This window comes from Microbacterium sp. M, from assembly GCF_045181065.1.
Lineage (GTDB): Bacteria > Actinomycetota > Actinomycetes > Actinomycetales > Microbacteriaceae > Microbacterium.
Window position 1 is genome coordinate 387,663 of record NZ_CP173721.1, and the last position, 23,046, is coordinate 410,708.

General features: G+C 68.3%; 22 protein-coding genes. 15 read left to right on the forward strand and 7 right to left on the reverse strand.

The annotated features are described in order from the left end of the window. Positions 1 to 38 precede the first annotated feature (38 nt). Genes ACI7YT_RS01890 through ACI7YT_RS01900 form a run of 3 tightly spaced genes read left to right on the forward strand, consistent with a single transcriptional unit; the run spans position 39 to position 3,610 of the window. Complete coding sequence (locus ACI7YT_RS01890; RefSeq protein ID WP_406248637.1) at positions 39 to 1,541, forward strand: sugar ABC transporter ATP-binding protein; 1,503 nt, start codon at positions 39 to 41, stop codon at positions 1,539 to 1,541. Then, entirely contained in the window at positions 1,541 to 2,572 is a 1,032-nt protein-coding gene (locus ACI7YT_RS01895) for an ABC transporter permease (protein ID WP_406248639.1), read from the forward strand. The genes ACI7YT_RS01890 and ACI7YT_RS01895 overlap by 1 nt, the downstream gene beginning before the upstream one ends. 30 nt (positions 2,573 to 2,602) lie before the next feature. Beyond that, positions 2,603 to 3,610 carry an ABC transporter substrate-binding protein gene (locus tag ACI7YT_RS01900; protein WP_406248641.1) on the forward strand — a complete coding sequence of 336 codons (1,008 nt, stop codon included), beginning with the start codon at positions 2,603 to 2,605 and terminating at the stop codon, positions 3,608 to 3,610. Between the two features lie 123 nt (positions 3,611 to 3,733). Here ACI7YT_RS01900 and ACI7YT_RS01905 read toward each other — a convergent pair whose 3' ends face one another. The 5 genes from ACI7YT_RS01905 to ACI7YT_RS01925 are packed head-to-tail and all read right to left on the reverse strand — an operon-like array spanning position 3,734 to position 8,638. After that, positions 3,734 to 4,678, reverse strand: coding sequence for a phosphotriesterase (locus ACI7YT_RS01905; protein ID WP_406248642.1), 945 nt, complete (start codon positions 4,676 to 4,678; stop codon positions 3,734 to 3,736). Continuing rightward, complete coding sequence (locus ACI7YT_RS01910) at positions 4,675 to 5,598, reverse strand: shikimate dehydrogenase family protein (RefSeq protein ID WP_406248644.1); 924 nt, start codon at positions 5,596 to 5,598, stop codon at positions 4,675 to 4,677. Before ACI7YT_RS01910 ends, ACI7YT_RS01905 begins: the two co-directional genes overlap by 4 nt. Then, on the reverse strand, positions 5,595 to 6,554 hold the full coding sequence (locus ACI7YT_RS01915) for an NAD(P)-dependent oxidoreductase (RefSeq protein ID WP_406248646.1): 960 nt from the start codon (positions 6,552 to 6,554) through the stop codon (positions 5,595 to 5,597). The genes ACI7YT_RS01910 and ACI7YT_RS01915 overlap by 4 nt, the downstream gene beginning before the upstream one ends. After that, entirely contained in the window at positions 6,554 to 8,053 is a 1,500-nt protein-coding gene (xylB, locus tag ACI7YT_RS01920) for a xylulokinase (protein WP_406248647.1), read from the reverse strand. The genes ACI7YT_RS01915 and xylB overlap by 1 nt, the downstream gene beginning before the upstream one ends. Before the next feature lie 9 nt (positions 8,054 to 8,062). After that, on the reverse strand, positions 8,063 to 8,638 hold the full coding sequence (locus ACI7YT_RS01925; protein ID WP_406248649.1) for a glucose-6-phosphate isomerase family protein: 576 nt from the start codon (positions 8,636 to 8,638) through the stop codon (positions 8,063 to 8,065). Positions 8,639 to 8,822: 184 nt separating this feature from the next. Here ACI7YT_RS01925 and ACI7YT_RS01930 point away from each other — a divergent pair, with 184 nt between their 5' ends. The 5 genes from ACI7YT_RS01930 (at position 8,823) to ACI7YT_RS01950 (ending at position 13,451) form a co-directional block, all read left to right on the forward strand. Beyond that, positions 8,823 to 9,185, forward strand: coding sequence for a VOC family protein (locus tag ACI7YT_RS01930; protein ID WP_406248651.1), 363 nt, complete (start codon positions 8,823 to 8,825; stop codon positions 9,183 to 9,185). Positions 9,186 to 9,441: 256 nt separating this feature from the next. Further along, positions 9,442 to 10,485, forward strand: coding sequence for an ABC transporter substrate-binding protein (locus ACI7YT_RS01935; RefSeq protein ID WP_406248653.1), 1,044 nt, complete (start codon positions 9,442 to 9,444; stop codon positions 10,483 to 10,485). A gap of 1 nt (position 10,486) precedes the next feature. Beyond that, positions 10,487 to 11,377: an ABC transporter permease gene (locus ACI7YT_RS01940; protein ID WP_406248654.1), complete on the forward strand. Its 891-nt coding sequence runs from the start codon at positions 10,487 to 10,489 to the stop codon at positions 11,375 to 11,377. Further along, positions 11,353 to 12,123, forward strand: a complete 771-nt coding sequence (locus ACI7YT_RS01945) for an ABC transporter ATP-binding protein (protein ID WP_406248655.1) — start codon at positions 11,353 to 11,355, stop codon at positions 12,121 to 12,123. Before ACI7YT_RS01940 ends, ACI7YT_RS01945 begins: the two co-directional genes overlap by 25 nt. Beyond that, entirely contained in the window at positions 12,120 to 13,451 is a 1,332-nt protein-coding gene (locus ACI7YT_RS01950) for an LLM class flavin-dependent oxidoreductase (protein ID WP_406248657.1), read from the forward strand. The genes ACI7YT_RS01945 and ACI7YT_RS01950 overlap by 4 nt, the downstream gene beginning before the upstream one ends. Positions 13,452 to 13,493: 42 nt before the next feature. Here the strand turns inward: ACI7YT_RS01950 and ACI7YT_RS01955 are convergent, their stop codons facing one another. Then, positions 13,494 to 14,030 carry a CGNR zinc finger domain-containing protein gene (locus ACI7YT_RS01955; protein WP_406248658.1) on the reverse strand — a complete coding sequence of 179 codons (537 nt, stop codon included), beginning with the start codon at positions 14,028 to 14,030 and terminating at the stop codon, positions 13,494 to 13,496. A gap of 39 nt (positions 14,031 to 14,069) precedes the next feature. Between ACI7YT_RS01955 and ACI7YT_RS01960 the strand changes: the two genes are divergently transcribed. From ACI7YT_RS01960 to ACI7YT_RS01985, 6 genes are all read left to right on the forward strand, one after another. Further along, a complete protein-coding gene (locus ACI7YT_RS01960) occupies positions 14,070 to 15,041 on the forward strand; it encodes an EamA family transporter (RefSeq protein ID WP_406248660.1) in 972 nt (323 codons plus the stop codon). Between the two features lie 80 nt (positions 15,042 to 15,121). Continuing rightward, on the forward strand, positions 15,122 to 15,766 hold the full coding sequence (locus ACI7YT_RS01965) for a GntR family transcriptional regulator (protein WP_406248661.1): 645 nt from the start codon (positions 15,122 to 15,124) through the stop codon (positions 15,764 to 15,766). Then, entirely contained in the window at positions 15,763 to 17,280 is a 1,518-nt protein-coding gene (locus ACI7YT_RS01970) for an MmgE/PrpD family protein (RefSeq protein ID WP_406248663.1), read from the forward strand. Before ACI7YT_RS01965 ends, ACI7YT_RS01970 begins: the two co-directional genes overlap by 4 nt. 163 nt (positions 17,281 to 17,443) lie before the next feature. Continuing rightward, a complete protein-coding gene (gene prpB / locus ACI7YT_RS01975) occupies positions 17,444 to 18,346 on the forward strand; it encodes a methylisocitrate lyase (protein ID WP_406248665.1) in 903 nt (300 codons plus the stop codon). Between the two features lie 19 nt (positions 18,347 to 18,365). Further along, positions 18,366 to 19,493, forward strand: a complete 1,128-nt coding sequence (locus tag ACI7YT_RS01980) for a bifunctional 2-methylcitrate synthase/citrate synthase (protein ID WP_406248667.1) — start codon at positions 18,366 to 18,368, stop codon at positions 19,491 to 19,493. A gap of 54 nt (positions 19,494 to 19,547) precedes the next feature. After that, positions 19,548 to 20,561, forward strand: coding sequence for a LacI family DNA-binding transcriptional regulator (locus tag ACI7YT_RS01985; protein WP_406248669.1), 1,014 nt, complete (start codon positions 19,548 to 19,550; stop codon positions 20,559 to 20,561). A gap of 2 nt (positions 20,562 to 20,563) precedes the next feature. Here ACI7YT_RS01985 and ACI7YT_RS01990 read toward each other — a convergent pair whose 3' ends face one another. Beyond that, positions 20,564 to 21,601: a LacI family DNA-binding transcriptional regulator gene (locus ACI7YT_RS01990; protein ID WP_406248671.1), complete on the reverse strand. Its 1,038-nt coding sequence runs from the start codon at positions 21,599 to 21,601 to the stop codon at positions 20,564 to 20,566. A 148-nt stretch (positions 21,602 to 21,749) separates the two neighbouring features. Between ACI7YT_RS01990 and ACI7YT_RS01995 the strand changes: the two genes are divergently transcribed. Next, on the forward strand, positions 21,750 to 23,012 hold the full coding sequence (locus ACI7YT_RS01995; protein ID WP_406248672.1) for an ABC transporter substrate-binding protein: 1,263 nt from the start codon (positions 21,750 to 21,752) through the stop codon (positions 23,010 to 23,012). Positions 23,013 to 23,046: the final 34 nt, after the last annotated feature.

Here is a 23,046-nt window from a genome sequence, read left to right on the forward strand (position 1 = left end):
AGACATCGTCACGAACCTTCAAGGAAGCAGGTGAGAGCATGAGCGAACCCATCCTCAGGGTGGAGGGCATCAGCAAGGGTTTTCCCGGCGTGCAGGCATTGAAGGATGTCCACCTCGAGGTGCGTTCCGGGGAGGTGCTCGTCCTCGTGGGCGAGAACGGCGCCGGCAAGTCCACGCTCATGAAGATCCTCTCCGGCATCTACATGCGCGACGAGGGGACGATCGTCTTCGAGGGCCGAGAGGTCGAGCTGACCAGTCCGCTGCAGGCGCAGCAGCTGGGCATCACGATCATCCACCAGGAGATGAATCTCATGCCCGATCTCACGGTCGCGCAGAACATCTACATCGGCAGAGAGCCGATGAGCGGGGGTTTCCTGTCCGAGCGCAAGCTCAATCGGCAGACCTCCGGGCTGCTTCGGCGTCTGGAGATCGACCTCGACCCTCGGCAGCCCGTCGGCGAGCTGACGGTGGCCAAGCAGCAGATGGTCGAGATCGCCAAGGCGCTCTCGTTCAACGCCAAGGTCCTCATCATGGACGAGCCGACTTCGGCGCTCACCGACAGCGAGGTCGAGACGCTTTTCACCCTCATCGATCAGCTGCGCGCCCGCGGTACCGGCATCGTCTACATCTCGCACCGCATGGACGAGCTCAAGCGGCTCGCCGATCGGGTGACCGTGCTCCGTGACGGCACATACATCGGATCACTGGAAAAGGCCGATGTCACCATCCCGACGATCATCGAGATGATGGTCGGCCGCGCGATCGACGAAGGAGCCCGCCCTGAGGCGCGCGAGCACCTGAACGATCCGATCGTGCTGGACGTGCAGAACCTCTCGACCAGGACGCTCCTCAAGGACGTCTCGTTCCAGCTCCACCGCGGCGAGATCCTCGGCTTCGCCGGGCTCATGGGCGCCGGACGCACCGAGACGGCCAGAGCGGTGATCGGAGCCGACCACAGAGATGGTGGCACGATCACGATCGCCGGGCGCAAGGCGCGCATCCGCCACCCCGAGGATGCCGTGAAGCACGGCGTCGGATACCTCTCCGAGGATCGGAAGATGCTCGGGCTCATGCTCGAGCAGGACGTCACCTTCAACACGGTGCTGGCGTCGCTGAGCACCTACGCCGGGGCGATCGGCTGGATGCGCGACGGCAAGGCCAAGAACCAGACCAAGCAGTACGTGCAGCAGCTGCGCGTGAAGACCCCGTCGGTCAACCAGATCGTGAAGCTGCTCTCCGGCGGCAATCAGCAGAAGGTCGTCATCGCCCGTTGGCTGATGCGCGACTGCGACGTGCTCATCTTCGACGAGCCGACGCGAGGAATCGACGTCGGCGCGAAGGAGGAGATCTACCGCCTGATGCAGCAGCTCGCGGCATCCGGGAAGTCCATCATCGTCATCTCATCGGAGCTCCCAGAGATCCTGCGCGTCGCGAACCGCATCGCGGTGTTCGCGAACGGCCGGATCATGGGGACGCTGCGCAACGAAGAAGCCACTCAGGAGAAGATCATGCAGCTCGCAGCCCACGGGGAGGAAGCGTGATGAGCACCCCAGAACAGCCAGGGTCGACGACGACCGTCATCCAGCAGGCGGTGAACGAGAACACCGACAAGCGAGACGTCTCCGGTTTCCTCAAACGACAGCTCCAGCAGTCGCTCGCCTTCGGCACCCTCATCGTGCTGGTGATCATCTTCGCCCTCGCGAGCCCGAACTTCCTGACCTTCAGCAACATCGCCACCGTGCTGCTGTCGACCGCCGTCATCGGCATCCTCGCGCTCGGGACGACCTTCGTGATCATCACCGGCGGGATCGATCTGTCGATCGGAACAGGCATGGCGCTGTGCGCCGTGATGACCGGTGTCATCATCACGAACCTCGGGATGCCGGTCTGGGTCGGTGTCCTCGGCGGCATCGGAACGGGTGTGCTGATGGGGCTCGTCAACGGCGTGAACATCACGTTCCTCCGTCTTCCTCCCTTCATCGCGACGCTGGCCATGATGATGATCGCGGGTGGTCTCGCTCTCGTCATCTCCGGCGTCCGACCGATCTACTTCTCGACGTCGGCCCCGGATTTCAAGCGCATCGCGCTCGGCGTCATCATCCCCGGCATCCCGAACGCGGTGCTGATCACGGCCGTGCTCGCCCTCATCGCCGGTCTCGTGCTGTCCAAGACGCTGCTGGGCCGCTACACGTTCGCGATCGGATCGAACGAGGAGGCGACGCGGCTGTCCGGTGTGAACACCCGGCGCTGGACGATCTTCGTCTACATGTTCGCCGGAGCCTTCACGGGTGTCGCCGGCATCGTCATCGCTTCACGCCTCGACTCGGCGCAACCGCAGATCGGCACGGGCTACGAGCTGCAGGCGATCGCGGCCGTCATCATCGGCGGCACCTCGCTCCTGGGCGGGCGCGGATCCATCGTCGGCACCGTGATCGGCGCGCTCATCATGAGCGTCCTGGTCAACGGGCTGCGGATCCTGTCCATCCAGACCGAGTGGCAGAACGTCGTCGTCGGCGTCGTCGTGCTGCTGGCCGTGTTCTTCGACTCGCTGCGCAACCGCCAGCGCACCTGATCCCTCACCCACAAGAACAAAGGAGTTTCCATGCGATTTGGGAAGAAAACAGCATTCGCGGCGCTGATGGCCGCATCCGCCCTCGTCATCGCGGGCTGTGCGGGTGGCGGCGACGTCATCGAAGAGGGCGGCGGCACCGATCCCGACACGGGCAGCGGCGACGGAGAGATGTACGTCGCGCTGGTCTCGAAGGGCTTCCAGCATCAGTTCTGGCAGGCGGTGAAGCAGGGCGCCGAGGAGAAGGCCGAGGAGCTCGGCGTGAAGGTCACGTTCGAGGGCCCCGCCGCCGAGACCGAGATCGCCCAGCAGCTCGAGATGCTGACGGCGGCGATCGACAAGAACCCGGACGCCATCGGTTATGCCGCGCTGGACCCGGAGGCGTGCATCGCGCCGCTGGATCAGGCCGCCTCGAAGGAGATCCCGGTGGTCTACTTCGACGCCCCGTGCGACAGCGACGTGGGGCTGAGCCTCGCGGCGACCGACAGCAAGGTCGCCGGCGCGCTGGCCGCAGAGCACATGGCAGAGCTCATCGGCGGATCGGGCGAGGTCGCCATCGTCGGCCACTCGCAGATCAACTCGACAGGTGTCGAGCGCCGGGACGGCTTCGTCGAGAAGATCGAGGCGGACTACCCGGACATCGAGATCGTCGACATCCAGTACGGCGACGGCGACCACCTCAAGTCGGCCGACATCGCCAAGGCCATGATCGCCGCCCACCCCGATCTCAAGGGCATCTACGGCACGAACGAGGGCTCGGCGATCGGTGTCGTCAACGCCGTGAACGAGCTCGGACTGGAGAAGGGCAAGCTCACGATCGTCGGCTTCGACTCCGGCGCCGCGCAGATCCAGGCGATCAAGGACGGCACGATGGCCGGCGCCATCACGCAGGACCCGATCGGCATCGGCGCCCGCACCGTCGAGTCGGCGGTGGCAGCGGCCAAGGGCGAGGAGATCGACGAGTTCTACGACACCGGCTCGTACTGGTACGACGCCACGAACATCGAGGACCCCGAGATCGCCGCGGTCCTCTACGAGTGACCCGACGCTGACGGTCAAGGGCCCTCGCGCTGCGGCGCGGGGGCCCTTTCGGTCGTCGGCCCGGCACCGGACCGGCGAGCGGATGCCGCGGTGCGCGCCCGTCGCCGCGAACGACGGCAGGGGTCAGTCGAGGTCGAGCAGCCGCGCGGGATTCGCCACGACCATCCGGTCCACGGCCTCGTCACCCACGACCGCGCGCAGCCGGGGCAGGTAGCGCTCGCCGAGGTACACGAGCCCCGGCATCCCGCCGTAGGCGATGTACCGGGTGCGGCGGGCGACATCCCCGCCGAGCAGGATGCGGTCACCACCGCCCGCGGCCACGACGTCCGCGGTCAGCGCGAGCAGCTCGGCATCCGACCGCGTGCGAGGGCGCGCGAAGCCGTCGTAGCCGAGGTAGGCGCCGCGTTCGGCGAGCGAGGCGTGGAGTCCGGCATCCGGATCCCGGTCGGCGTGCGCGAGCACGACCCTGTTCGCCGGCACTCCCTGGGAGCCGAGCACGTCGAGCACCTCGTGCGCGGCCGTGCAGAACTCGAGATGCACCATGATCGCAGCGCCGGTCGCGACGTGCGCGATGGCCAGGGCGTCCAGGGTGACCCGCTCGAACGGACTGATCCGCCAGTAGTCGGTTCCGCCCTTGAGGATGCCGGCGCGCACGGCCGTTCCACCGGGACCCGCAGCGAGCGTGCCCGGGGCATCGTCCGAAGTGGGCTGCCCCTCCACGATCTCGGACGTGAACGCCGCCGCCAGCTCGTCCACGGAGGATGCGCGCGTCGGATGGTCCACGGCGTAATGGGCCTCGCGGTGCCGTCCTGCGGTGGCGATGATGCCGAGGCCCGTCGTCGCGCTGATCCGCGCGAGTGCGGCCGGATCCCGGCCGAGACCGAACGGGGTCGCATCGATCATGGCGGCGAAGCCGCTCTGCCGCAGCATCCGGGCCTCGGCACCTGACGCCGTCTCGTCGTCCAGTTCGTCGCCGGGAAGAAGCGGAGAGACCTGGAACAGATGCTCGTGATAATCCACCGGCCCGAGTTCCGCAGGGTCGATGTCGCCGAGGACCGTGCGGATCATCGTCGTGCGATCTCCGCGGCCGCCGCCAACTGCTCGACGACGTCCGCCGTGAGGGCGATCGCGAAGACATCGGCGACCACCTGCGACCAGCCGTGGATGAAGTAGCGCCAGCCGTCGACGACGTGCAGCGACCGAGCATCCTGCTGGGCTCGAGCCTGGTGCAGGAACTCCAGAGTCCCTCGGTAGTTGAATTCCCACACGTACGCGTTCTCGGGGAACACGACGTCGTCGGGAAGCGGAGACCCTGGCCGGTCCTTCCCGAGACCGGTCGCGTTGACGATGACCGAACCGGGTGCGGATGCCGCCACGATGGCCGCGGCATCCTGCACGGTGTCGGTGCGCACGCACTCGATCAGCCCTTCGCGGGTGCCATGCTGGCGGTGGACCTCTCGCAGATGCTCGAGCTTGTCGTCATCGCGGGCCGTGACCGTGATGCGGCTCGGCGCGTCGTCGCGTTCGGAGAGCGCGCAGCTGAGCGCGGTGCCTGAACCGCCGGCGCCGAGGATCACGACCTCGGACCCCGTGCGGGAGAAGTGGTCTGCGGGGAGGAAATCGTTCAGCGCGAGATCCACGGTGATCGGGTCCTTCGCGCGCCCGGAGAGACGCGTGCCGCGCTTGGCGATGCTGGAGATCTCGGCGCACGAGACCGCGAACGGATCCAGTTCGTCGAACAGGTCGGATGCTGCGGCGTAGACGTTCATCTTGTGCGTCGTGACGAGGGCGCCGCGGTGGTGGGGGTCGTCGCGGATCTGCTCGACGAGCGCGCGGTACTGCGCCGGGGTCGCATCAAGCGGCAGATCATGGCCGACGAGCGTGCGGGTCGGCAGGCCGAGGATGTCGGCCCAGAGCGGGAACACCGCCATGATCGACGACGAGCCGGTGCTGACCCCGACGAAGCCCATGTAGTCCGAATCGGTCATGACGTCCCCTTTCGGACGAGGAATCGTGGTTCGTCGCCGCGCAGCACGGCGATCACGTCGTCGAGCGACATCGCCCCCATGTTGTCGACGGCTTGCGTGGTCTGGGCGCCGAGGTGCGGGGTGACCGTGACCAGCGGCGCGATGTCGTCCGCCAGCAGCGGACTCGACGTGGCCGCGGTGTCGCCGGCGAGCGTGTCAGCCGCGAATCCTGCGAGCCGCCCGTCGCGCAGGGCGGCGGCCACGGCATCCTCGTCGACGAGATCCGGACGCGCTGTGTTGACGATGACGCCGCCGGTGCGCACGGCGGACAACCGCTCCGCGTCGAGGAGGCACTGGCCACCCGGGGTGTGGAGGGTGATGACATCCGCCGTGCGGAACAGCTCGTCCAGCGTCAGGGACTCGGCGCCGAGGTCCCTGATGCGCTCGGCGGGCAGGAACGGGTCGGTCGCGACGACTCGAGAGCCGAAGCCGCGCAGTCGCCGCGCCACGCCCTGGCCGATGCGCCCGAACCCGACGATCCCGACCGTGGCGGCGCCGAGTTCGCGACCGCGGCGCACCGACCAGTCGCCGGCGCGCACGCGGCGGTCGCCGTCCGCGACGAACCGCAGCGCCGCGAGCATCAGCCCGATCGTGTGATCCGCGACCGCGTCGGCGTTCGCCCCCGGGGTGTTGGTCACGGTCACACCGCGTTCGGCGGCGGCGGCGAGGTCGACGGACTCCGTGCCGACCCCGTAGCGGGCGATGATCTTCAGCCGCGGTGCGGCCGCGAGATGATCGGCGGTGATCGGCCCGGTTCCCGCGATCCAGGCATCTGCACCGTGCAGGTGCGCACGCAGTTCGCCCAGGTCGTGATGGGCCGGCCCGCGCATGATCCGGTGGCCGGCGGTGTTCGCCAGGGCGACGAGGTCGAGGTCGCCGTCGGAGAACGACCGGCTGGTGATGAGGATGGTGCCCATCAGCTGCCTCCGCGGGGCGCGGCCGCGAACCACGGGGCGAGCGCGGTGTAGGCATCGGCGAAGCGGGTGTGCCGCTGCGTATAGGAGGCGTGCCGCCCGGCATCCGGTGCGAACTCGGCCGTGACCTCGCTGAGGGCACGCGCGGCCGAGAAGTCGGCGAGGCCGAGCCCGACGGCGCCGGTGACGGCGGCGCCGAGGCTGTTGGCCTCCTCGACGATCGTGCGCCGGCGCACGGGGACGCCCCACACGTCGGCGAGGATCTGCAGCCAGACGTCGCTCTGCGCCCCGCCGCCGACGGCGTCGATGCGGTCGATCGATGCGCCGGAATCGCGGAACGCATGAATGCTCGTGAGCAGGTTGAATGCGACCCCCTCCAGCACCGCGCGCACGAGGTGCGTCCGCGAGTGGTGCCGCCCGATGCCGACGAAGGCGCCTCGGGCGTTCGGATCCCAGTGCGGGGAGCGCTCGCCGAGCAGGTAGGGGAGGAAGTAGAGATCGTCGGTGTCGACGTCGCCTCCCGCTTCGGCGATCAGCCGCCCCGTCCCGGGGCGCGCGGGGTCCGGCGACAGCGCCTCGGCGATCCACTGCACGGAGGCTCCGCCCGCCTGCATGGTCGCGGTCGGCACGAACGAACCGGGCACGACGTTGTCGAACGTGAACGTCCGCATCACGGCGTCGTGCAGCGGGGCGTGCCTCGCGAAGGAGATCCACGACGAGGTGCCGAGGCTCACGTAGGCGCCATCCGAGGGGGCCACGATTCCGGAGCCCACCGCCGCCATGGGGCCGTCGCCGCCGCCCATCACGACGCGCACGGTGGCCGGAAGTCCCAGAGCGGATGCCGCGGCATCCGTCAGTGCGCCGACGATCGCGGTGGAGTCGAGGATCTCCGGGAAGAGCGCGCGGTCGAGCCGCGCCGCCTGCAGCACCTCATCCGACCAATCGCCGACCTCCTGGTCGTAGGCGTTGGTGCCCGAGGCGTCGGATCGGTCGGTGGCGAGCCGTCCGGTGAGACGCAGGACGACGTAGTCCTTCGCGACGCAGAAGCGGCGAACGCGTGACCAGATGTCCTGCTCGTTGTCGCGCACCCACATGACCTTCTCGAGCGCGTACGTCGGGTTCAGCCGATGGCCCAGCACGCGGTAGGCGTGTTCGGCGCCGAGCCCCGCTTCGAGTTCGCGCTGCTGCGCCCCCGCGCGGGTGTCGGCCCAGATGATCGCCGGGCGCACCGGCTCGCCATCGGCGTCGAGCAGGACCGCGCCCATCATCTGGCCGCTCACGACGAGACCCGTGACGTCCGCGACCGGTGTGCCGGTGCGGGCGATCAGCTCTCGGGTGGCCTGCACCACGGCATCCCACCAGTCGAGCGGATCCTGTTCGGCGACGCCGCCGGCGGCGAAATGCGCGGGGTAGCCGACCGTCGCGGACGCGACGAGACGTCCGTCGTCGTGATGCAGAGAGGCCTTGTTCCCGGTCGTGCCGAGGTCGTGCGCGATGATCACGGGGCGAGCCTAGGCGGAGTACGGGCGCAGCTCGTGGCCGTCGGGAGTGCGGTAGGCGCGCGAGCCCATGCCGTGTTCGAGCACCCACCCGTAGTCGTGGCCGGCCCCGCCGGGGTAGACCGCGAGGAAGGCGTACGGCTCGTCGCCGGTGTTCACGGACCGGTGCGCCCACCCCGGCGGGATGTACCCGATGGTGCCCGGGAGCATGTCGAGCCACTCCGTGCGCTCACCGTCGAACATGAGCAGTCCGCCTCTGCCCTTCAGAGCGAGATAGATCTCGCCCTGGTGGTCGGGATGCTGGTGGCCCTTGGTCATCCACAGCTCGCCGGCGGTGTTGCCCGGCATGATCGTCGTGATCGACTGGGGCAGTTCTCGGTCGATCTCGGGCACAGGCGAACTGGTGACGGTGTAGACGACCGGGTCGTCGGCGTCGGATGCCGCGGCCCACGCCTGCGCGTCGAGGAACAGCCCCTCCAGATCCGACATGCGACGGGTCAGCGTCGGCCCCTCGGGCGAGAGCGTGAGGTTCTCGGCATCGAAGGCGATCGCCATCGGCGGGATCGGCGGGGTGTGGAACGCGGGCATGGGCTCATCCTTGAACAGTCGCTGGAGCGCTCCGGTGCGGATCGGAGCCTGTAATGACAAGCAGTGTACCTGTTATTACAGGTCGGCGACAAGACTGCCCCCTTGTCGATGTCGGAACCGCGGAGCAGACTGGCCGCGACGATTCGGCAGAGCGGCCGTGAGGCCCGACGGAAAGGTGAGACCGATGGCACACGGAGACATCACGCACATCGACATCCCGGTGGGGGACATGACGCGTGCGACGACGTTCTATTCGACGCTGTTCGGCTGGCAGATCGCCGAGATGCCCGGCTTCGAGGGGTACCCGATGTGGCAGGCGCCGAACGGCATCTCCGGTGGTGGGCTCGCGCCGCGCGACCCGGGCTTCACGCAGCCGCGGTCGTACGTCGAGGTCGATTCGATCGACGACACGATCGCCGCAGCGGTGGCTGCGGGCGGCAGCGTCGCAGCCGAGCGGCAGCCGATCACCGACACGAGCGCGTGGGCGGTCATCGTCGACCCGGACGGCAATCACATCGGCCTGTTCGAGGGCGTCGTCGGGGGCTGAGCACGGGAACTCTGACCACGCATCCTCAGGGGCCGATCGCCACGCGCGATCGGCCCCTGAGTCGTTCGTGCTGCGGGCGCGCGGCGCCTACGCGATTCGCGGGATCGTGCACGATCACCGGTAACACGCGGTCACGCGCTGACACGTGTGACGCATTGGTGGACGCCCTGAGCGCGAGCGCTGGAGGATTCCTGTCACCGTACTCCAGCGAAAGGAACACGCCATGGCCACCTCCCTCCGAAACCCTCGACGATCGATGAGGCGAGTGCCCGCGGTCGCCGGCGCGGTCGCCGCCCTGGTGCTCCTGGCCGGTTGCGCGAGTGCGGGCTCTGCCGCGGTCGACCAGGCCCCGGCATCCGAACCCCTGCCGACCGGTGCTCCCGAGGGCGACACCGGCCTGCGCGTCGCAGGACGCACCACCCAGTTGCAGCTCGAGCTGGCCGGCGACGAATTGAAAGGTCCGGAGTTCGCGGTCACGGAATGGGTGAACGCGGCCGCAGGCCCCGACGTCATCCAGGCGTTCCGTGCCGGTGCGCTCGATGTCGCGAGCAACGCGATCATCCCGCCCATCCAGGCGCACGACATCGGATTCGACGCGACGATCGTGAGCGTGCTCGAGCGTCCGCTGCCGGGCTACGTGTTCGCGAGCGCTCCTGGCGTCGACCTGAGCGATTGGGAGGATCTGCGCGGCAAGCGGATCGCCTTCTCGCAGGGGCAGTCGCAGGGCGACACAGTGCTGCGGACGCTGCAGGAGGCGGGCATCGGCTACGACGAGGTCGAGTTCGTCGAGCTGCCGAGTACGCAGTTCCTCACGGCGCTGCAGGGCGGGCAGGTCGACATCGCCCCGCTGTCTGAGCCGGCGGTGACGAAGTACATCGACCAGTTCGGAGCGGACGGCGCTGATGCGCTGCTCGCCGAGGTCCCCGATCTGCTGACGGTCCTCTGGGTGCCTACGACGGTGCTGGATGACGAGGAGAACGTGCGCGCGGTGCGCGACTACATCCGGGTGTGGGCGCAGTCCCAGGTCTGGGCGTGGGAGCACCCCGACGAGTGGAAGCAGTTCTACTTCGTCGACACGGAGGGCGTGACGGCCGAGGATGCCGACCGCATCTGGAAGCTCGCCAGCAAGCCCTCGTTCCCGACCGATTGGGACACCGCCGTCGAATGGGCGCAGTCGTCGGCGGATCTGCTCGCCGACGGCGGGTTCATCAAGGAAGTGGATGCCGAGGTGCTGTTCGACCGACGGTTCGAAAGCGACGCCGCAACCGCGGTGTCCGACGAGTACGTGACGGAGGAATGACATGTCCCTGACCAAGCTGACGACCAGACCCACCGCGGTGGTCGAGGCGGACGACGAACCGCAGGCGCCATCGGCTCCGGCGCAGCCGGGCTCCGATCTCGTCCTGCAATCGCGACGCCATCGCCTCGGGCGCGGCAGGTCGCTGCCTGGCGCACGCCTGCTCGGGCCGTTCATCATCGTGGTGCTGTGGTTCGCGGCATCCTCGCTGGGGCTGCTCGACCCGCGTCTGCTCAGCGGGCCGGGCACGGTCGCGGTGACCGCGTGGCAGCTCATCACCGACGGAACGCTCGCCGAGCACGTCGGGGCCTCGCTGTCGCGGGCGCTGCTGGGCCTTCTGATCGGCACCGTGACGGGCGTGGTGCTCGCCGTCATCGCCGGACTCAGCCGTCTCGGCGAAGCGGTCGTCGACGGCACGGTGCAGGTCAAGCGGGCGATCCCCGTGCTGGCGCTGATCCCGCTGCTCATCCTGTGGCTGGGCATCGGCGAGGAGTTCAAGGTGACCATCGTCGCCCTCGGCGTCCTCGTGCCGATCTACATCAACACCTACAGCGCCCTGACCGGCATCGACACCAAGCAGATCGAGCTCGCCGAATCGCTCGGACTGACGCGGTGGCAGTACATCCGCTTCGTGCTCGTGCCCGGTTCGCTGCCCGGCTTCTTCGTCGGCTTCCGCCTCGCGGTCGTCGGATCGTGGATGGCCCTGATCGTGGTGGAGACCATCAACGCCACCTCGGGCGTCGGCTACATGATGGCGCAGGCCCAGCTGTACGCCCAGTCGGACATCATCCTGGTCGGCCTCGTCGTCTACGGCGTCTTCGGCTTCGTCTCGGACGCCCTCGTCCGACTTCTGGAGAGGCGGGTGCTGTCATGGCGACGCACGCTCGCGAGCTGACCGCGGCCGTCGGCACGGCCGTCCGCACCGTCGGACTGCGCCGATCGTTCGGCGACCGGGACGTCCTGGACGGCATCGACCTCGAGATCGCGCGCGGCGAGTTCGTCGCCCTGATCGGGCGCAGCGGATCCGGCAAGAGCACTCTGCTCCGCGCCGTCGCGGGCCTCGACGACACCGTCGACGGATCCGGAGAGGTCTACGTCCCCCGTCGCGTCTCGATGGTCTTCCAGGACTCGCGGCTGCTGCCGTGGCTGCGGGTGCTGGACAACGTCGTGCTCGGACAGTCGGGCTCTGTCGCGCGTGAGCGCGGCCGTGAGGTGCTCGCCGAGGTCGGACTCGCCGGCCGCGAGCGCGCCTGGCCGCACGAGCTGTCCGGCGGCGAGCAGCAGCGCGCGGCGCTGGCTCGGTCGCTCGTGAGCGAGCCGCAGCTCCTGCTCGCGGACGAACCGTTCGGTGCCCTCGACGCCCTTACCCGCATCCGGATGCACGGGCTGCTGCGGACCCTGCTGCGCGTGCATCGCCCAGCCGTGCTGCTCGTCACGCACGACGTCGACGAAGCACTGCTGCTCGCAGACCGCGTGCTCGTCATCGACGGCGGACGGTTCTCGCTCGACGTGCGCATCGACCTGCCGGAGCAGCGGACGCCGGCCGATACGGAGTTCGTCCGCCTGCGCGACCTCCTGCTCGCAGCCCTCGGGGTGCAGAGCGACACCGCCCCCACCACGACACCTACGGAGAACTCATGACCAGACAACTGCACTTCAACCTGTTCCTGCACGACACCGGGCATCACGAGGCATCATGGCGACTGCCCGAGTCGGACCCGCACGCCCTGCTGGACCTCGCCTACCACCAGCGGCTCGCGAAGATCGCCGAGGATGCGAAATTCGACTCGCTGTTCCTGGCCGATTCGCCTGCGCTGTTCGGCGAGGTCGGGCGGCGCCCGGTGGGCGGGTTCGAGCCGACGATCCTGGTGACGGCCCTCGCCGTCACCACCTCGCGGATCGGCCTCATCGCGACGGCATCCACGTCGTACAACGAGCCGTTCAACCTCGCCAGGCGCCTGTCGTCGGTGGATTGGATCTCGAACGGGCGGGCCGGGTGGAACATCGTCACCACGGCGGGGGACGCCGCGGCCCGCAACTTCGGACTCGAGGACCAGCCGCTGCACCGCGACCGGTACGCCAGAGCATCCGAATTCCTCGAGGTCGCGACCAAGTTATGGGACTCGTGGGAGGACGACGCCATCATCGCGGACAAGGATGCCGGGGTGCACGCGCGTGCCGACCGGGTGCACGCGATCGGGCATCGCGGCGAGCACTTCCGCGTCGAGGGGCCGCTGAACTCGCCACGCAGTCCGCAGGGCCATCCGCTGCTCGTGCAGGCGGGGTCCAGCGAGAGCGGCAAGGAGTTCGCGGCCCGCTGGGCGGAGGCGATCTTCACCGCCACGCCCACCATCGAGGAGGCGCAGGAGTTCTACGCCGACATCAAGCGCCGCGCGATCGAGAACGGCCGCGACCCTGAGCAGGTCAAGGTTCTCCCGGGGCTTGTGCCGATCATCGCCGACACCGAGGCCGAGGCGCGCGAGCTCGAGGCCGAACTCGACCGGCTCATCGCGCCGGAGTTCGCACGCGATCAGCTCGAGAAGGTGCTGAAGCTGGCGCCGGGAACGCTGCGGCTCGACCGGCCGCTGCCGGACGACCTGCCCGGCGAGGACGAGATCGAAGGGGCCAAGAGCCGCTACACGCTCATCGTCGCCCTCGCCCGCCGGGAGAACCTCACGGTGCGCGAGCTGATCGGCCGCCTCGGCGGAGGCCGAGGGCACCGCACGTTCACGGGGACGCCGGCGCAGGTCGCCGACACGATCCAGCTGTGGTTCGAGAACGGTGCCGCAGACGGGTTCAACATCATGCCCGCTGTTCTGCCCTCCGGCCTCGAGGTGTTCGTCGAACGGGTCGTGCCGATCCTTCAGGAGCGCGGACTGTTCCGTACCGAGTACGCCGGTTCGACGCTGCGCGAGCACTACGGACTCCCGAGGCCGGTGGGCCGGCGAGAACTGGCCCCGGTCGGCTGACGGCCTGTGCGACGCCCTTCGGCGAGAGGGGCGTCGCACTCGTCAGGGTGCCGCGCGTCGTGCGCGATACGCCGCGACGGCGTTGCGATTCGCGCAGGTCGTGGAGCAGTAGCGTCTGGAGTGGTTGCGCGACAGGTCGAGCACGATCGCCTCGCAGTCGTCGTCCGCGCACACCCCCAGGCGTCCGACTTCGTCCGCACGGATGACGTCGATCAGCGCCATCGCCGTCTCGACGAGGATCCGCTCGGGCAGCGGCCGGTCGTCGGCGACCGCGTGCAGGTGCCAGTCCACGTCGTCGTGTCTGGTCAGCCGGGGGCTCAGAGGCACCTCCGACAGGGCGTCGTTCACCCGATCGACCATCTCGTCGCGCGGAGCGAGCAGCATCGTCCGCAGTCGCGATCGCAGGTCTCGGAGGGCGTCGAGCTCCGCGTCGTCGCGGTCGATCCGTCCCGTATACGGATGCTGTTCGAGGAACGTGCCGACGTCGTCCTGCGTCGTCAGGGTGTCCGTCGTCTCCGCTGTGTTCGCCAGGAGCACGGCCGCGCGCAGGGCCTCCCCGGTGTCATCGGTGAAGAACATGTTGACATCTTACTCGATCCAGGACTAGCGTCATTGGTCATGAGCGTTATGACAAGTGACACGGCGCGCCGCTCCCGCGTCGGGGTCGGCCTCGCGATCGCGATCGGTGCAGCGCTCTCGTTCGGGATGTCCGGGGCATGGGCGCGGGGTCTGATCGACGCAGGATGGACTCCGGGTGCCGCCGTCACGGCGCGCGTCTGGGTGGCCGCGCTCGTGCTGCTCGTCCCGACGCTCATCGCGCTGCGCGGGCGCTGGTCCGCGGTCCGCCGCAATGCCGGCATGGTCGTCGCCTACGGCCTCCTCGCGGTCACCGCTACCCAGCTCTTCTACTTCCAGGCGGTCGCCCGGATGGATGTCGGCATCGCGCTGCTGATCGAATACACCGCTCCCATCGCGGTGGTCATGTGGTTGTGGCTGCGTCGTGGCGAGAAGCCGACGCGTCGCAGCATCATCGGTGCTGTGATCGCATTCGCTGGACTCGTCCTCATGCTGGACGTCGTCACCGGCGCCAGTGCCGACGTGATCGGAATCCTCTGGGCGCTCGGCGCGATGGTCGGGGCCGCGAGCTATTTCCTGCTCTCGGCGCGCAGCGACACCGGGCTGCCGCCGATCGCCCTCGCAGGCCTCGGGCTGCTGCTCGGGGCGGTCGGTCTGACGCTGGCCGGCATCATCGGCGTGGTTCCCATGACCTGGACGACCACGGACATCGCCTACCGGTTCGGCAGCGTGCCGTGGTTCGTTCCCGTGCTCGCGATCGGGCTCGGTGCGACCGCCCTGGCGTATGTGCTGGGGATCATGTCGACCCGGATGCTGGGGTCGCGACTGGCGTCCTTCATCGCTCTCGCCGAGGTGGTCGCGGCGATGTTCTTCGGCTGGCTGCTGCTGGGCCAGTTGCCCGATCTGCTCCAGGGCCTCGGTGCGGTGCTCGTCCTCGTCGGTGTGGTGCTGGTGAAGCTCGGTGAACCCGCGGCATCCGAACTCGTCGAACCTTTGCCGGAGCGCGCTGCCTGAGCGCACGCATTCTGTATACGCTCGGGGCCTTCAGGCGAACTTCTGCGCCAGGATTTGCCGTTTGTGTATACGATGAAGGCATGCGAGCAAGCGACCGGGCGTATGCCGCGCTCCTGGACGAGATCCAGTCCGGAGCCCTGGTGCCCGGTGCGGTCCTCGCCGAAACCGATCAGGCCGCACGCCTCGGCGTGAGCCGCACGCCGCTCCGGGAGGCGCTGCAGCAGCTGATGCTGGACGGCCTGGTCGTGCAGCAGTCGCCGCGTGTGACGGTGGTCTCCGCGGTCGACGCCGCAGACATCCGCTCCCTGTTCGAGACCAGGCGCGCGCTCGAAGAGGTTGCGGCCCGTCTCGCCGCTCAGCGCGGCGACCCCGATGTCTTCGCCGCGCTCGCGGCCGATTTCGGCGGCGTCGACCTCGCTGCGCGCACGGGCAAGGACGACTACTACGCGCTGATCGCGCGTCTCGACCACGCGATCGACCAGGCCGTCGCCAACGACTACATGGCCGCGGCCCTGCGCACCGTCCGCACCCATCTCGTCCGCGTGCGACGCATGGCCCGCGACAAGCCGGAGCGGCTGGAGGCGTCCGTGGGGGAGCACCGCCTCATCGCCGAAGCGCTCGCCGAGTGCGACGGCGAGCTCGCCGCCCACGCGACGCACGTGCATCTGCGCAACGCCCTCACCAGCATCCTCGAATCCCTGACCGACACCGAAGGACAGCCATGACCGTCACCCACCACGTCCGCGTCCACCGCTCCGACGAGGAGCTCCCCCGCGAAGAGCAGCTCGCCTGGCGCATCGCCGAGGTCGCCGCCGATCCGGCCGAGGTCGATCGCGAGGTCGTCGACATGATCATCAACCGCATCATCGACAACGCCGCGGTGGCCGCGGCATCCCTCACCCGTGCGCCCATCGTCGCGGCCAGGGACCAGGCGTTCAGCCACCCCGTCTCGACCGGAGGCGGCGGAGCGACCGTGTTCGGCGCCGCCCTCGACCGGCGCACCAGTCCGGAATGGGCCGCGTGGGCGAACGGCGTCGCCGTCCGAGAGCTCGACCATCACGACACGTTCCTGGCGGCGGAGTATTCGCACCCGGGCGACAACATCCCGCCGATCCTCGCCGTCGCCCAGCACGCGAACCGCGACGGTCAGGCGCTCGTCCGCGGCATCGCGACCGGATACGAGATCCAGGTGGATCTCGTGAAGGCCATCTCGCTGCACAAGCACAAGATCGACCACGTCGCGCACCTCGGACCCTCGGCTGCGGCCGGCATCGGCACCCTGCTCGGCCTTCCCGTCGAGACGATCTACCAGGCCGTCGGCCAGGCGCTGCACACCACGACGGCCACACGGCAGAGCCGCAAGGGCGAGATCTCCACCTGGAAGGCGCACGCCCCGGCATTCGCAGGCAAGATGGCCGTCGAGGCGGTCGACCGGGCGATGCGCGGACAGACCTCGCCCTCGCCGATCTACGAAGGTGAGGACGGCGTCATCGCCTGGATGCTGGACGGCAAGGACGCTTCGTACGACGTGCCGCTTCCCGCGGCCGGCGAGGCGAAGCGCGCGATCCTCGACACGTACACCAAGGAGCACTCCGCGGAGTATCAGGCCCAGGCGTGGATCGACCTGGCGCGCAAGCTGCACGGTCAGGGCATCGACATCGCGGCGATCGAATCCGTCGTGCTGCACACCAGCCACCACACCCACTACGTGATCGGGTCGGGGGCGAACGACCCGCAGAAGTACGATCCGACCGCCTCGCGCGAGACCCTCGATCACTCGATCCCGTACATCTTCGCCGTCGCCCTGCAGGACGGCGCCTGGCACCACGTCGACTCGTACCTGCCCGAGCGCGCCGGTCGTGCGGACACGGTCGCGCTCTGGCAGAAGATCACCACGGCGGAGGATGCCGAGTGGACCCGCCGCTATCACTCGATCGACCCCGCGGAGAAGGCCTTCGGCGGACGCGTCGAGATCGCCTTCGCCGACGGCTCGACTCTGGTCGACGAGATCGCCGTCGCGGATGCGCACCCGCTCGGCGCGCGCCCGTTCGCGCGGGCCGACTACATCTCGAAGTTCCGTCTGCTCGCGTCTCCCGTGCTGGAGGATGCCGAGATCGAGCGCTTCCTCGCGCTCGTGCAGCGTCTTCCCGAGCTGACAGTCGCCGAGGTGCAGGAGCTGTCGATCATCGCGCGCCCCGGCATCCTGTCGGCAGAACCCGCCACGAAGGGCCTGTTCTGATGCTCGTGCCGACAGTGTCCGAGAAGATGCGGGTCGGGCGGGCTTCGACCCGCAGTAACCCGGACACGCAGCCGAAGCGTGTCGCAGAGATGGCGGGTGCTGTCCGGAAATACCCGCACGAAGTCGGACATGCGCTGGCGTCCTCGCGAGAAGGGAGCTTCTGATGCTGTACTCCACCACCACTCCGGCCGAGAAGCGTCGGCTGTTCCGCGAGCGCCTGGCGTCGGGTGAGCTGCTGCGCTTCCCCGGCGCGTTCAATCCGCTCAGCGCCCGCCTGATCGAGCAGAAGGGGTTCGACGGGGTCTACATCTCCGGTGCGGTGCTCTCCGCCGATCTCGGGCTCCCCGACATCGGCCTGACGACGCTCACCGAGGTCGCCGGCCGTGCGCAGCAGATCGCGCGGATGACCGAGCTCCCGGCGATCGTCGACGCCGACACAGGGTTCGGCGAGCCGATGAACGTGGCGCGTACGATCCAGACGCTCGAGGACGCCGGACTCGCCGGCACCCACATCGAGGATCAGGTGAACCCCAAGCGCTGCGGCCACCTCGACGGCAAGGCCGTCGTCGACGAGAACACCGCGATCAAGCGCATCCGGGCCGCGGCCGATGCTCGGCGGGATCCGAACTTCCTCATCATGGCGCGCACCGACATCCGCGCGGTCGAAGGCCTGGACGCGGCGATCGATCGCGCCAAGGCTCTGGTGGATGCCGGAGCCGACGCGATCTTCCCCGAGGCGATGCGCGACCTCGCCGAGTTCGAGGCGATGGCCGAGGCGCTGGAGGTGCCGATCCTCGCCAACATGACCGAGTTCGGCAAGTCCGAACTGTTCTCGACGGCGCAGCTGCGCGATGCCGGCGTGAGCATCGTCATCTGGCCGGTGTCGCTGCTGCGCATCTCGATGGGCGCGGCCGGCCGCGCACTCGATACGCTGAACGAGGAAGGGCACCTCACCTCGAAACTGGGGGAGATGCAGCACCGCGCCGACCTCTACGAGCTGATCGACTACGAGTCGTACAACCACTTCGACTCCGGTGTCTACAACTTCACGATCGACCACCAGTGACCGTGCGAAGGAGCAGGAAATGACCGACCCCGAGATCCGCAAAGGCCTGGCCGGGGTCGTCGTCGACACGACGGCGATCAGCAAGGTCAACCCCGAGACGAACAGCCTGCTCTACCGCGGATACCCCGTGCAGGAGCTGGCCGCCACCCAGCCCTTCGAAGCCGTCGCCTACCTGCTCTGGAACGGTGAGCTTCCGGATGCCGAGCAGCTCGCCGAGCTCCGTGCCACCGAGCGCGCGCACCGCGCCCTGACCGACCAGGTCAAGGCGACCATCGATCTGGTGCCGCGCGAGGCGCACCCTATGGACGAGGTCCGCACCGCCGTGAGCGTCATCGGCGCGACGGATGCCGCAGGCTCCGCGCTGGATGCGCAGGCGAGCCCTGAGGAGAACCTCGCGCGCAGCATCCGACTGTTCGCGGCGCTGCCGGCGATCGTCGCCTACGGGCAGCGCCGCCGTCGGGGGCAGGAGCCGATCGAGCCGCGGGACGACCTCGACTACTCGGCGAACTTCCTCTGGATGACGTTCGGCGAGGTGCCAGACCCGGTGGTCGTCGACGCGTTCAACCGCTCGATGATCCTCTACGCGGAGCATTCGTTCAATGCGTCGACGTTCACTGCTCGCGTCATCACCTCGACGTTGAGCGACCTGTACTCCGCGGTCGTCGGGGCGATCGGGGCGCTCAAGGGGCCGCTGCACGGCGGTGCCAACGAGGCCGTGCTGCACATCTTCGACGAGATCGGGGATGCGGCGAACGTGAAGCCGTGGCTGGACCAGGCACTCGCCGAGAAGCGCAAGATCATGGGCTTCGGTCACCGCGTGTACAAGAACGGCGACTCGCGCGTGCCGACCATGAAATCGGCCCTCGACACTCTCGTCGAGCACTACGGACGTGCCGATGTCGCCGAGTTGTACGACGCGCTGGAGCAGGAGTTCGTCGCACGCAAGGGCATCTACCCGAACCTGGACTACCCCTCCGGGCCGGCGTACAACCTCATCGGATTCGACACGTTGACGTTCACGCCGCTCTTCGTCGCTGCGCGGGTCACGGGTTGGACGGCGCACGTGATCGAACAGGCGGCCGCCAACGCGCTGATCCGTCCGCTGTCGCTCTACGATGGGCCTGATGAGCGCCACGTCCGGCTCTGACGCACCAGGGAAGATCTACAACGTTGTAGACTGACGCTGGAGAGGGGTGGGACCATGGCCGCGACGCTGCACGATGTCGCGAGACTCGCAGGAGTCTCGATCAAGACCGTGTCGAATGTCATCAACGACTATCCGCACATTCGCCCGACGACCAGGGAGAAGGTCGAGGCCGCGATCGCCGAGCTCGGCTACACCCCGAATCTGACGGCGCGCAATCTCCGCTCGGGGCGCACGGGGGCGATCGCACTCGCGCTGCCCGATCTGAGCCTCGCCTACTTCGCCGAGCTCGCGGCGCAGGTCATCCACGAGGCCGAAGCCGCCGGGGTGGTCGTGCTGGTCGAGCAGACCGGTGCCGATCGCGCCCGCGAGATGGACCTGCTGCGCAGTCCGCGGCTCAAGCTCACCGACGGCCTGATCTTCAGCCCGCTCGGGATGGGGCAGGAGGATGCCGCAGCGCTGGACGTCTCCTACCCGCTGGTGCTGCTCGGTGAGCGCATCTTCGACGGCCCGACCGATCACGTCACGATGCGCAACGTCGAGGCGGCCAAGATCGCGACCGAATATCTCCTGAAGACCGGCCGTCGACGCATCGCCGTCGTCGGTGCGCACGAGGGCGAGGTCATCGGTTCCGCCGCGTTGCGTCTGCAGGGCTATCGAGAAGCGCTGGCGGATGCCGGCATCGCGTACGACGACTCGATCGTCGGCTACACGACGCTCTGGCACCGCGCGAACGGCGCCGACTCGATGCGCGAGCTTCTGGGGCGCGGTGTCGAGTTCGACGCGGTGTTCGGTCTCAACGACACCCTGGCGCTCGGTGCGATGCGCGTGCTGCAGGAATCCGGCCGTCGCGTCCCGGACGACGTCGCCGTGGTGGGCTTCGACGGGCTGGACGAGGCCGAGTACTCGATTCCATCGCTGACGACCGTCGACCCGGGGCGCGAATGGATCGCCAAGACGGCGGTGAAGACCCTGTTGGAGCGCATCGGCGCCGGCGATGAGAAGCCCGCTCCTCGCACGCTTCTCGCGGACTACCGCATTCTCGAACGCGAGTCCGCGCCCCGTCGCTGACCTCAGCTCTCGGTGCGGATCGCGGTCGATTCTCGGGGGACGAGCGTGAAATCGACGAGCAGGCGCTGCGGCGAGGGCTGCGCGTCGTGTGCGAACTGCTCGGCGAGCAGTCGTACGGCGGTCTCCGCGATCTGACGGCTGCCGAGATCGACGGTCGTCAGTGACGGCAACGAGTACTTCGATTCGGCGATGTTGTCGATTCCGATCACTGCGACGTCGGCGGGAACGCGGCGGCCGGCATCCCCGAGCGCTCGCATGGCGCCCAGCGCGAGGCTGTCGTTGAAGGCGAACACGGCGTCGAAGCTCACGCCGCGCCGCAGGAGCTCGAGCATCGCCGTCGCACCGTTGACCTGATTCCACGGATCAGCCTCGACGATCAGGGCGTCGTCCCCGTCGATCCCCGCGCGGTGAAGCACCGATCGATAGCCGTCGAGGCGCTGCGCGGCTCCGCCGTGCGTGTCTTCGGAACGCGCCCCGATCGCCGCGATGCGACGCCGGCCTGTGAGCAGCAGCTGTTCGGTCGCCAATGCCGCCGCGGCACGCTGATCCGTGCTGATGTGGATGGTGGCACCTCCGACCGGATGGTCGCCGAGCACGATCGTCGGCACGGTCAGATCGACGGATCGCAGTTCTTCGGCATGGTGATCCATCGGATTGAAGATCAGGCCGTCGATGTGCTGGAGGCGCGGGCTGTCCAGGAGTGCGCGTTCGCGCTCCAGGCTTCCGGTGCGCTCGATCTGAACCACGAGACCGTACTGCTCGGCCGCAGTGATCGCCGCCTCGGCGAGTTCGGCGAAGTAGGCCACGGTCAGGCTCGGGATGGCGAGCCCGATGACGCCGCTGCGACCGGATCGCAGATTGCGAGCGGCCAGGTTGAGCTTGTACCCGAGCTGCGCGATGGCGCCCTCGACTCGAGTCTTCGTGGCCACGCTGACGTTCGGGTGACTGTTGATCACGTTCGAGACGGTCTTCGAGGACACTCCGGCCAGTCGCGCCACGTCCTGCATCGTGGGCTGGCTCGTCACGTGCTCCCTCATCATCGCCTCATGTTACATCGATGAACAAGATTCTCTTGACAGTCGTCGAGCCAACCTGCACTCTTGGTTTACATCGATGAACTTCATCGATGTAAACGCGCATCTGGGGACGCGGAACTCGCCAGGAATCATCGCTATCAAGGAGGACAGCATGTCAACTCTCCAGAGGAGGGCGCGTGGCGCCGCCGGTTTCGTGGCCGCCGCGGCGCTCGTGCTCACTGGATGCTCCGCATCGGGTCCGAGCGAATCCGACGGGTCGCCCACGGTGGTCAACGTCTGGCACGGCTTCACCGAGGCGGACGGGAAAGTGGTGCAGGCGATCGCCGATGACTTCAACGGTTCGCAGTCGGACTACGAGGTCAAGATCGAGGTGAACCCCTGGAACGTCATCTCGGACAAGCTGCTCCCAGCGCTGAAGTCCGGCAACGGCCCCGATCTCGTGGTGCAGACCGTCGACGCCGCACAGGGGTACGTCAAGCAGAAGGCATTCGCGCCGCTCCAGGACTTCTACGACGACCCGGACAACGAGACCGACACATACCACCCGCACGTCGTGGAATACACAGAATTCGACGGCGAGCAGTTCGGGGTCCCGATGGGCTATGCACCGTTCTCGATCTGGTACAACAAGCAGATGTTCGCCGATGCGGGCATCACCGAGTTCCCGGAGACCTGGGAGGAACTGATCGCCCTCGCCGAGCAGTTGACGACGCCGGAGATCTACGGTCTCTCGCTCGCAGACAAGCAGAGCACATTCCTTCCGACGATCCTGCAGAGCGGGGGAGGCGAGGTCGTCGAGGACGGCGAGATCGTCCTCGATACACCGCAGAACATCGAAACGCTCGAATGGTGGCGAGACCAGTACGCCAAGGGCTGGAGCCCGACGAACATCGGCCTCGCCGATGCCGTCGCGCTGTTCACCGGCGGCAAGGCCGCGATGACGTGGATCGGTCCCTGGGTGGTCACGGGCGCTGACGCTGCAGGTATCGAGGTAGGCGAGTTCCCCGCTCCGGCGGGCTCCGAGAAGGTGGCGACTCCCGCTGCGGCCAACTACTGGTGGCTGACCAGCCAGGGCGCAGACGATGACGCCGTCACGTCGGGCGCCGAGGCGTTCCTCGCCTACTTCAACTCGCACGATGCGCAGGTGCGCTGGGCCCTGGAAGCGAACTATCCGCCCAATCGCACGGATGTGAGCGTCGACGAACTGGCGGAGAACCCCCTCATCGCCGCGCTCACGCCCGAAGCGAAGGACGCATACATCGCGCTCGCCACGATCCCCGGCGGCGCAACCGACGTGAACACCGAGCTGGACACGCTGTCGGTGCACATCGCATCCGGTTCCGGTGGCGATGTCGCGTCGTTGGTGAAGGACGCCGACCAGAAGCTCAAGGACATCGTCGCTCCGTTCCAGTGATCGTCTGACCTGGCGTGGGTCGGCGAGCGCCGGC